Here is a 1490-nt window from a genome sequence, read left to right as displayed (position 1 = left end):
GCGACAAAAAGGACGCGGCGGAATTTTTATCGCGCTTTGCGGAGCTTAGCGGCGGCGTGTATCTGCCGTGCGAGGCGCAGGTGCGGGAGTTTGTGAAGTTTTACTACTCGCGCTACGAAGCGATCGGCAACGAAACGGATCCTAGCAATGAACGAGCAAAGTGGCTTTAAAATTTCAGCTCCGAACCGCGCCTTAAAATAATGAAAAGTGGGCGGGGTTACGTCAAATTTCAAAACCCTATGCCGTAAAATTCTAAATTGAGCGATAGAATTTAGCATCTGGAAATTCTAAAATTCTATTCGCAAACTATGTGCGCTGAGCTCTTTCGGGATTTTAGAATTCCACGGAATTTTAAGGGGAAAGCATGAGATATTTTAAAAATTTACTCTCTGATTTGCGAAGCGGCAAGCTCGCGCTACATCCGATTTTGCTCGCGGCTACGTTTTGCATAGTAAAATTTTTGTGGCCTAGGTTAATAGGCAATGTAGGCGAAAGTGATGCACTCGGCAGCTTCATATTTATGGACTTCATTCAATGTGCGTGTTTCATAGCGTTGGGCGCGCATCTTGTCTATGTCTCGGGGCGCGGCGGAAAAAACAGCCAAAGTAGTAGCTGCGAAAACAGCGACTATGAAGGCGTGATACAACCCCGTGGGCTGCGCTATTTAGCCGTGCTGCGCGCTATCTTATGCGCTCTGTGTATTATCGCGTGCGTAGTAGGCTATCTTGGCGCGGATATAGACCATCAAAAATTAGGCGTTTTGAATTGGTTTTTTTCGACCGCGCTAGCAAGCGCTTTAATCTATTTGATTGCGATCTGGATCGTTACGACCGGCTCCGAAGTACTAATTTGGGGCCTTATTTTCGTGATAAGCTATGTGGCTGCTTACTATGCAGTTTGGATAGGTTTTTTTACCATTCCTGGAGAGTATGGCGGGTTTGCATTTTGGAAAGGGCTGGAGATAATATTTCCGCTAATTTGGGCATTTTATTTCAAGCGCGCCTACAAAAAGCGCCTAGCAGAGGAGATGCGCGAGGCGTAACGACGAGCTGAACGCAGAAATTTAGCCAAAATTTTACACTACTAGCCACAAATAAAATTCCGTAAAATTTTATTGGAGACACAATAAGACATTATTTTACTAAATAGACGAACGTAAAAACTGCGTGCTTTTCCAATATAAATTTAACGCGAGCTGAAAGCTCGCCCCTTGAGCGTGCCAAGGGTTAGGGGATTTTAAGGGGAAAGGGGAGCGCCTCGCAAGTAGCGCCCCTTCCCCCTTAAGAGAAAAAGCCACCACCACCTAAATTCTAGAGACAGAATTTTACATATCGAAATTCTAGAATTTTAAATTTATATCGAGAATTTTACGAGCCTTAAATTTAAAAGCAAAGCTCTAAATTTCAACGTCCATATCTACGGGCTCGATCTGTAGCCCGCGCAGATCTGCGAGATGCTGCACCGCGGCGTCTGTCTCGGCGTTTTTTGGA

General features: G+C 45.0%; 1 protein-coding gene. It reads left to right on the top strand.

Annotation, left to right across the window (positions count from 1 at the left end; translation table 11 throughout):
• Positions 1–364 precede the first annotated feature (364 nt).
• Positions 365–1042: a hypothetical protein gene (locus Q0238_RS06740; protein WP_297944237.1), complete on the top strand. Its 678-nt coding sequence runs from the start codon at positions 365–367 to the stop codon at positions 1040–1042.
• Positions 1043–1490 lie beyond the last annotated feature (448 nt).

Source organism: uncultured Campylobacter sp. (genome assembly GCF_938045775.1).
GTDB lineage: Bacteria > Campylobacterota > Campylobacteria > Campylobacterales > Campylobacteraceae > Campylobacter_B.
This window is presented reverse-complemented; position numbering and strand designations above follow the sequence as displayed.